This is a genomic window from Rhodococcus sp. R1101 (genome assembly GCF_000278445.1).
Lineage (GTDB): Bacteria > Actinomycetota > Actinomycetes > Mycobacteriales > Mycobacteriaceae > Rhodococcus > Rhodococcus gordoniae.
Genome location: NZ_AJVB01000167.1, coordinates 1 through 7510, shown reverse-complemented (window position 1 = coordinate 7510; position 7510 = coordinate 1). Strand labels below are relative to the sequence as shown.

The 7510-nt window shown below is 67.7% G+C and carries 6 protein-coding genes, 1 tRNA gene and 1 pseudogene; 2 read left to right on the top strand and 6 right to left on the bottom strand.

What is annotated here, in order from left to right; all coding sequences use genetic code 11:
• From R1101_RS0112260 to R1101_RS0112235, 6 genes and pseudogenes are all read right to left on the bottom strand, one after another.
• Positions 1-1579 (bottom strand): annotated as a pseudogene (locus R1101_RS0112260) (helix-turn-helix transcriptional regulator); the annotation flags it as partial.
• Between the two features lie 217 nt (positions 1580-1796).
• Entirely contained in the window at positions 1797-2477 is a 681-nt protein-coding gene (locus R1101_RS0112255) for a hypothetical protein (RefSeq protein WP_026003191.1), read from the bottom strand.
• Positions 2478-2632: 155 nt separating this feature from the next.
• On the bottom strand, positions 2633-3262 hold the full coding sequence (locus tag R1101_RS0112250) for a DUF2461 domain-containing protein (protein ID WP_016933712.1): 630 nt from the start codon (positions 3260-3262) through the stop codon (positions 2633-2635).
• Positions 3263-3294: 32 nt separating this feature from the next.
• Positions 3295-4272, bottom strand: a complete 978-nt coding sequence (locus tag R1101_RS0112245; RefSeq protein WP_016933711.1) for a ribose-phosphate diphosphokinase — start codon at positions 4270-4272, stop codon at positions 3295-3297.
• Positions 4269-5744, bottom strand: coding sequence for a bifunctional UDP-N-acetylglucosamine diphosphorylase/glucosamine-1-phosphate N-acetyltransferase GlmU (gene glmU / locus R1101_RS0112240; protein ID WP_016933710.1), 1476 nt, complete (start codon positions 5742-5744; stop codon positions 4269-4271). Before glmU ends, R1101_RS0112245 begins: the two co-directional genes overlap by 4 nt.
• Before the next feature lie 79 nt (positions 5745-5823).
• Positions 5824-5895, bottom strand: a tRNA-Gln gene (locus R1101_RS0112235).
• A 192-nt stretch (positions 5896-6087) separates the two neighbouring features.
• Between R1101_RS0112235 and R1101_RS0112225 the strand changes: the two genes are divergently transcribed.
• Together R1101_RS0112225 and R1101_RS0112220 are read left to right on the top strand one after the other, a co-directional pair.
• Positions 6088-6693: a TetR/AcrR family transcriptional regulator gene (locus R1101_RS0112225; RefSeq protein WP_172506143.1), complete on the top strand. Its 606-nt coding sequence runs from the start codon at positions 6088-6090 to the stop codon at positions 6691-6693.
• 83 nt (positions 6694-6776) lie between these two features.
• Positions 6777-7418: a ScbR family autoregulator-binding transcription factor gene (locus R1101_RS0112220; RefSeq protein ID WP_026003190.1), complete on the top strand. Its 642-nt coding sequence runs from the start codon at positions 6777-6779 to the stop codon at positions 7416-7418.
• Positions 7419-7510 lie beyond the last annotated feature (92 nt).

The following is a 7510-nucleotide window of genomic DNA, read 5'->3' as shown; positions in this document are numbered from 1 at the left end:
GGACGACGAAGGCGATGTTCGCGGCGTAGGCACCGCGGTAGGCGCGCCGGAAGGCGGCGGTGGACTCGGTCAGATATCCGGCGAGCTGGAGCGTGATCGCCCACTGCAGGCGCAACAGCGGAAGCTGGGAGGCGAGGTCGTCGGGTCGATGCTCGAGGATCGACCCGACGAGCGGTCGTAACAACAGGGTCAGTCGCGCGGCTTCACCGAATTCGCCCGAGACCCGCAACGTCAGGGTCTGTACCGTCGCGACGTACACGGCCTGGGCGGCTTCGGCCGTCCTCCCGAGCTCGACGAGTTCGTCGACGTCGGTGGACAGGGAGGCGTGCAGGATCGAATGCTCGTCGAGCATCTGCGTGAACAGCGCGCGACCGGCCAGTACCGAGGGGTGGTCCTCGAGTTCCCGATCCGGGATCTGTCTGAGCACCTTGACGAGAACGTCGAAGGAACGCTCCACCATGTGCGCCCAGGACTCCTCGACGATCGTCACGGCGGTCTTCCAGTCGCCGGCCTCGACCGCGTAGATCGACGCTTCGGCGGGATTTCCTGCGTCGCGATGTGCCCGGGCGAGTTCGCCGAGCAGGGCGTCGGCGTGCCCGGGCCGTGCCCGGCGGGAGATCTCCAGGACGCACGAACGCACCGCGTCGGGCCAGCGCCAGGTCCGGGGATCACGGTAAGGGGAATCCATCAGAAGCCCCGCTGCGGCGAGGGCGGTCAGCCGGGCTTCGGCGTCGGCCACGCCGGTCAGCTCGGCTGCTTCGTCGGCGGTGAGGCTGTGGGCTACCGCGACGGAGTATGCGAAGTCGCACTCGGCGGCGTCGAGGTCGTCGAGCAGGCCCTCGACATGGGTCCGTACGAGACATTCCAGTGCCGTGGTCGGCAATCCCCGGTTGTCGATCAACCGCTGCGGCCGGTTACGGGCGAGTCCCGTGGCTGCCGAGACGAGGGCGGGTACACCACCGAGCACGCGGGACACCGCCTCGCATTCGCCGTCGGAGCGTGCGGTTCCGGTGGAGTTCAGCAGCCGGGTGGTCTCTCCGACGGTGAACAGCAGATCGGGGGCCGGGATGTACGTGCATTCCATCCCTCGGGTGATGACCTCGCTCAGATCGATGTTGTTGCCCGGAAGGCAGACGATCGCATCGAGTTTCGGGCAGTGATCGAGCAACTGCAGAGTTTCCCGGAGGATCCGGGCCGCGTTCGGTGCCGGCACGCAGGCAAGAACGAGCAGACACGGTGATCCCAGGTCGCGGAGGGCACGGACCACCCGATCGAACGGCGAGCCGTCGGTGGTGACCTCGACGGCCGGATGGTCGACGAGGATGTCGAGGACACATTCCGGCAGTTCGCCGTCGCCGGGGCGGGTGAGTTCGGGAACCCAGACGACCGTGTGGTCGGGTGCGCCGCCCTGGTGGAGCCATCCGGCGACGAGGGTGCGTTTGCCGAAACCGGGGGGAGCGTCGATCACCGTCAGCGTGGAGCACCGGTCGAGGCACGCGAACAGGCGGGGGCGTGCCAGAGCCGAGGACAGTGAACGCCACGCGGGTGCACCGACGCGAGGGGAGTCGGAAACACTCACGCGCACTCCTTCGGAAGGCTTCGGCCCGGATCTGCGCAGGCGGGAAGGCCCGAACAGTGCCCCCCGACAGGCCTTGGTCGATCACAGACTACCTGGTCCGTTGTCGTGAGGTGCGGTAACGAGAGCAGTTGTGAGGTGCGCTAACGACGGCAGCCCCGGCACCGGACCGTCGAGCGAACTCGTCGGTGCGGGCGGGGCTGCGATCGTGGGCCGGCGGCTAGCGGCCGGATGCGCTCAGACGTGCCTTCTCGAGTGCGGCGAGGGTGCGGAGGATCGTCGCCCTCTGCTTCTCCAGGTCGCTGCGCCGGGCGCGGGCGGCAAGGCCGCTCTGCTCGGCGACGAGAGTGAGCTGCGCGTCGATCGCGGAGAGTTGGTCGAGCAGGGCGAGGGCACGGGTCTGGATCTCCTCGACGTCCACCGCGTCCGTGCGGACCGGGGCGGCGGACTTCGCCGGCTTCGACGACGGCGAAGACGAGTTCCGGGTCGCGGCAGCCGGACGCGTCGACGCCTGAGCGGAAGTACCGACATGGCTCTCGGTGATCGCGGTGGCGCGGGGCCGCAGGGCCTTGCGCACGAGTGCCGGATCGGGCTGCTCGGCGAGACGGATGTCGTTGAGGGCACGGCGGGCCTCGCGAGCGGCGAGGCGGTGCTCGTGCTCCTCCTCGTCGTCGGACTGCAGGGTGCCGCCGATGGGCCGCAGACCGTACATGCCCATGAACCTGCGGGCCTCGTCGATGACGGCTTCGTGCTTACGGCATGTGGCACAGCGAGGTTCGTTGCGGAAGAGTTCGACCGAGTCGGTGTCGCCACACCAGACGCACGCACCCGGCGACCATCGTCGGACCGTTCGGATTGTCGCGTTTTCCGTAGGGGCTTCGAGAGTTTGCGCGTCGGTCACGAGGTGCCACTTTAGGTGAAAGCGGAGTTATGCAGGGGAGGGGGTCCCGCCCGACCTGCGACGATTTCGCGCGGCGTGACGAAGATCATTCCCGTTCCGGCGCGTCCTCAAACCATTGCGCCACACAGCATTTCCATACCACCCGGTCTGCCGGATCACGTTGCGGTGGCGGCGGTGAGCCAGCGCACCAACGGCCCGAACTCCCGCCACGCCGAACGCACCTCCTCGAGAGTGCGCGGAGTGTCGATCCAAGGAGGTGAGATCTCGGTGCGACCGGCCCACAGCGACCGGTGCCGCATGAGTTCGATGCGGGGATGATCGGCGTCCACGCCACGCGGCCGGGACTTCAGCCGGTCGCCCCCGATCTCGTAGCCCGACCGTTCGAGCTTGCGCACGATCCTCCCGAGTTCCGGACCGCGTCGCTCGTGATCGACCGCTGTGCGGTAGCCGGCGATCTGCTCGGACGAGCCGTGGAACAGGCCCGCGGCCACCCGCAACCCGGCAGCGTTGATCTCGACGTAATAACCGACGCTCTGCGCGACGGAGACGAATCCGCCCTGATGGGTCTTGTACGGCAACTTGTCCTTGCTGAACCGTACGTCGCGGTACGGGCGGAAGGCCTTGCCCTCACCGAACTCCTCCCCGAGTTCCGAGAGCAGGGCAAGCATCGGGCCGCGCACGCAGTCGTCGTAGACGGCCTTGTGCGCGGCCCAGAATGCTCTGCTGTTGTCGGCCTCGAGATCGTCGTAGAAGTCGAGGGCCGCGACGGGAAATCCGGTGAACACCCGGACAGTCTGCCCCGTCGTGGAACCGAAGGTCAGGCGACCCCGTTGAACAGCGAGGTCACCGAGCCGTTCTCGAAGACCTCGCGGATCGTCTGCGCGAGCAGTGGGGCGATCGACAGCACGGTGAGGCAGTCGAACTGCTTCTCTTCCGGGATCGGCAGCGTGTTGGTGACGATGACCTCCTTGGCGCCGCACGCGGCGAGGCGCTCGGCGGCCGGATCGGAGAGCACGCCGTGGGTGGCCGCGATGACGACGTCGCCCGCACCGGCCTCCTTCAGGATCTTCACGGCGCCGGCGATGGTGCCACCGGTGTCGATCATGTCGTCGATGAGGATGCAGGTGTGGCCTTCGACCTCACCGACCACGCGGTTCGACTTCACCTGGTTGGGCACCAGCGGGTCGCGGGTCTTGTGGATGAACGCCAGCGGCGCGCCACCGAGGGTGTCGGCCCACTTCTCGGCCACCCGCACGCGACCGGAGTCGGGGGAGACCACGGCGATGTTCTCGACGCCGTACTTGCCGCGGATGTACTCGGCGAGCTGACCCTGTGCGTGCATGTGATCGACCGGGCCGTCGAAGAAGCCCTGGATCTGATCGGTGTGCAGGTCGACCGTGATGATGCGGTCGGCGCCGGCGGTCTTGAGCAGATCGGCGATCAGGCGAGCGGAGATGGGCTCGCGCCCACGGTGCTTCTTGTCCTGACGGGCGTAGGGGTAGAACGGCAGGATCGCGGTGATGCGCTTGGCGGAACCACGCTTGAGCGCGTCGATCATGATGAGCTGTTCCATGACCCACTGGTTCAGCGGGAACGGGTGGCTCTGCAGCACGAAGGCGTCCGAACCGCGCACCGACTCCTCGAAGCGCACGAACGTCTCACCGTTCGCGAAGTCCCGTGCCGTCTGCGGGGTGAGGGGGACGCCCAGTTCCTTCGCGACTTGTTCCGCCAGCTCGGGATGAGCCCGGCCGGAGAAGAGCATCAAGTTCTTCTGGTTGTCGATCCAATTGGTCACTGGTTCTGGCCGTCCTTCTGCCGATCGTGGTCGTGCTGCTGCTGTGCTCTCGATGCTGCCTCGGCAGCGGGGGTCCCGGCGCGATTGCGCTGGACCCACCCTTCAATATTGCGCTGTGGCGTACCCGACACCGCCAGCGCCCCCGGAGGAACGTCGCGGCGGAGTACTGTTCCGGCGCCCGTGTAGGCGCCGTCGCCCACCGTGAGAGGGGCGACGAACATCGTGTCCGACCCGGTGCGGACGTGCGATCCGACGACCGTGCGGTACTTCTGCACCCCGTCGTAGTTGACGAACACGCTCGACGCTCCGATGTTGGAGTGCTCGCCGATCTCCGCATCGCCGACATAGGTGAGGTGGGGAACCTTCGAATGCGCCCCGATCTGCGCGTTCTTCGTCTCGACGAAGGCGCCGAGCTTGCCGCACGCGCCGAGTTCGGTGCCGGGACGCAGGAAGGTGAACGGCCCGACGGTGGCCTCCGCGCCGATCACCGCGTCGGAGCCGTGGGTGCGCACGACGCTGGCGCCGGCGCCGACCCGCACATCGGTGAGAGTCGTGCCGGGGCCGATCTCCGCGTCGTCGGCGACGACCGTGCGGCCGCGCAACTGCACGTCGGGATGGATGGTGACGTCGCTGCCGAGAACGACGTCGACGTCGATCCACGTCGACGCCGGGTCGATCACCGTGACACCCTCGCGCATCCAGTGCTCGAGTAGACGCCGGTTGAGTTCGGCGGTCAGGGCGGCCAGCTGGACGCGGTCGTTGACGCCGGAGACCTGCACGGCATCGTCGGTGTGCACACCGCGGACGGCCAGACCCTCTCCGCGGGCGATCCTCACGACGTCGGTCAGGTACAGCTCGCCCTGCGAATTGTCGTCGCTCAACTTGCCCAGGGCCGACCGCAGCGCGGCCGCGTCGAAGGCGTACACGCCCGTGTTGATCTCCTGGATCGCGCGCTGCGTCGTGGATGCGTCCTTCTCCTCGACGATGCCGGCGACATCACCGTCGGTGGTGCGGACGATGCGGCCGTAACCGGTGGGCTCGGACACCGTCGTGGTCAGGACGGTGACCGCGGCCGGCTCGGGGTCGAGGTGCGCGGCGAGCAACTCACGCAGGGTGTCGGGGCGGAGCAGCGGGACATCGCCCGCGGTGACGACGACCGTGCCGTCGAAGTCGTCGGGCAGGGCGCCCAGGCCGCACTCCACGGCGTGGCCGGTGCCGAGCTGATCGTCCTGGACGGTCACCCGGATCTCGCGGTCGAGACTCTCGGCGACGGCGATCACCTCGGCGGAGACCTCCTCGCGGCGATGCCCGACGACCGTGACGAGATGGGAGGGTTCGAGCGCGACGGCGGCGTAGAGGGAGTGGGCGAGCATCGTGCGGCCACCGAGGGTGTGCAACACCTTCGGTGTCTTCGACCGCATTCTTGTTCCTGCTCCGGCTGCCAGCACGACGATCGCGGTCTGCACCTGCATGTAGCTCCCTCGACACGTTTCTGCACGCCGGTCCGTGCGTGCACCGGGGAAGCGCTGAGGCTCCCCGGGACGGTTCCCGCTCCGCCGCCAGGACTCGAACCTGAACTATCTGAACCAAAATCAGAGGTGCTGCCGATTACACCACGGCGGACTGCCACACCTCCGCGGCGGAACCGGCGGACGTGCGCCCCCGATCCTTGCACGAGACGGCGTCGACGTCGAACCTGGGGTGGCGGGATCGGGAATGGATAGGCTGTCGAACGTTCGAGTACGCCCCGCCGCCGAAGGAGGACATGTGTCGCAGGCGTCGCAGAAGCGGACCGAGCGCACTCCGCGGATCCGGATGACGGGCACGCAGCGTCGGGAACAGCTCATCGAGATCGGCCGCGCCCTCTTCGCCGAGCGCGGCTACGAGGGCACCTCCATCGAGGAGATCGCCCAGCGGGCGCAGGTCTCCAAGCCCGTCGTCTACGAACACTTCGGAGGCAAGGAAGGTCTCTACGCGGTGGTCGTGGACCGCGAGATGACGGTCCTGATGTCGATGGTGACCGAGAGCCTCACACGGAACCGGTCGCGGATCCGCGTCGAGCGCGCGGCGCTCGCCCTGCTCACCTACATCGAGGAACGCACCGACGGTTTCCGGATCCTGGTGCGCGACTCGCCGATGTCGGCCGAGGAAGGCACCTATTCGAGCCTTCTCAACGAAGCGATGCGGCAGGTGGGGGAGCTGCTGTCCGGCGACTTCTCCCGCCGCGGCCTCAACCCAGACTTCGCTCCGCTCTACGCCCAGGCGCTCGTCGGTATGGTCGCCACCACCGCGACATGGTGGCTCGATCGCCGCACCCCGTCGAAGGAGGATGTGGCAGCCCACCTCGTGAACCTGTGCTGGAACGGCCTGATCGGTCTCGAAGCGGACCCGAAGCTCGGAGAGCCCCCGATTTCCGAATAGTGCTCTCGTTTTCGGGAGCGTCTGGTCTCTACTTCCGGGTAAGCGGCGTTATCGTAGGGATACCCGTGAGAAGGCAGGCTGTGGTGGGACGACAAGTACGCGCAGAGGTGACGCGCGAATCCGTGCTGCAGGGCGCAGCGACCGTATTCGTCCGCGACGGATACGCGGACGCGAATCTGGGCGACATCATCGAGGAGGCCGGTGTCACCAAGGGGGCGCTGTACTTCCATTTCGGTTCGAAGGAAGAATTGGCGCGCGGAGTGATCGACTCCGGGTATCTGCGCTTCGCCGCCGCCGCCGAATCCAAGATGGACCGCCGCTCCCCGGCTCTCGAGACACTGATCGATCTGTCCGTACTCCACGTCGACATGGCCGAGACCGATCCGGTGGTGCGGGCGATGTTCCGGTTGCTCGTCGAGATCGGCGACTACCAGGGCACCGAGCACCGGCCCTACGAGACCTGGCACAGCACTCTGCAGGAGCTGGCCACCAGGGCGGCCGAGGAGGGCGACCTCGTCGAGGACGTCGACGTCCACGCCGTCTCCCTGCTGCTCCTCGAGCAGGCGATGGGCGCTCGGATCATGGCGAACGCCCTCAAGGCGATCGACCGCCTCGCCGAACGGACGGGCTCGATGTGGCGGATGATCCTGCCCGCGCTGGTGCCGGCGAACAAGCTCGAATATTTCCGGCAGTTCGTGGAGCGCCGCCTGCGGCTGCCGTCGTGAGTTTCGGTCCGTTCTCCGCCGACGAGGCACCCGCAGCGCTCGCGCGCCTGCTCGACCGGTTCGGTCCCGACACCGCCGTGACCATCGGTGTC

Excerpts from the sequence above, each read along its gene's own strand:
- glmU (WP_016933710.1), bottom strand. The coding sequence starts at position 5,744 with ATGCAGGTGCAGACCGCGATCGTCGTGCTGGCAGCCGGAGCAGGAACA.
- R1101_RS0112225 (WP_172506143.1), top strand. The coding sequence starts at position 6,088 with ATGACGGGCACGCAGCGTCGGGAACAGCTCATCGAGATCGGCCGCGCC.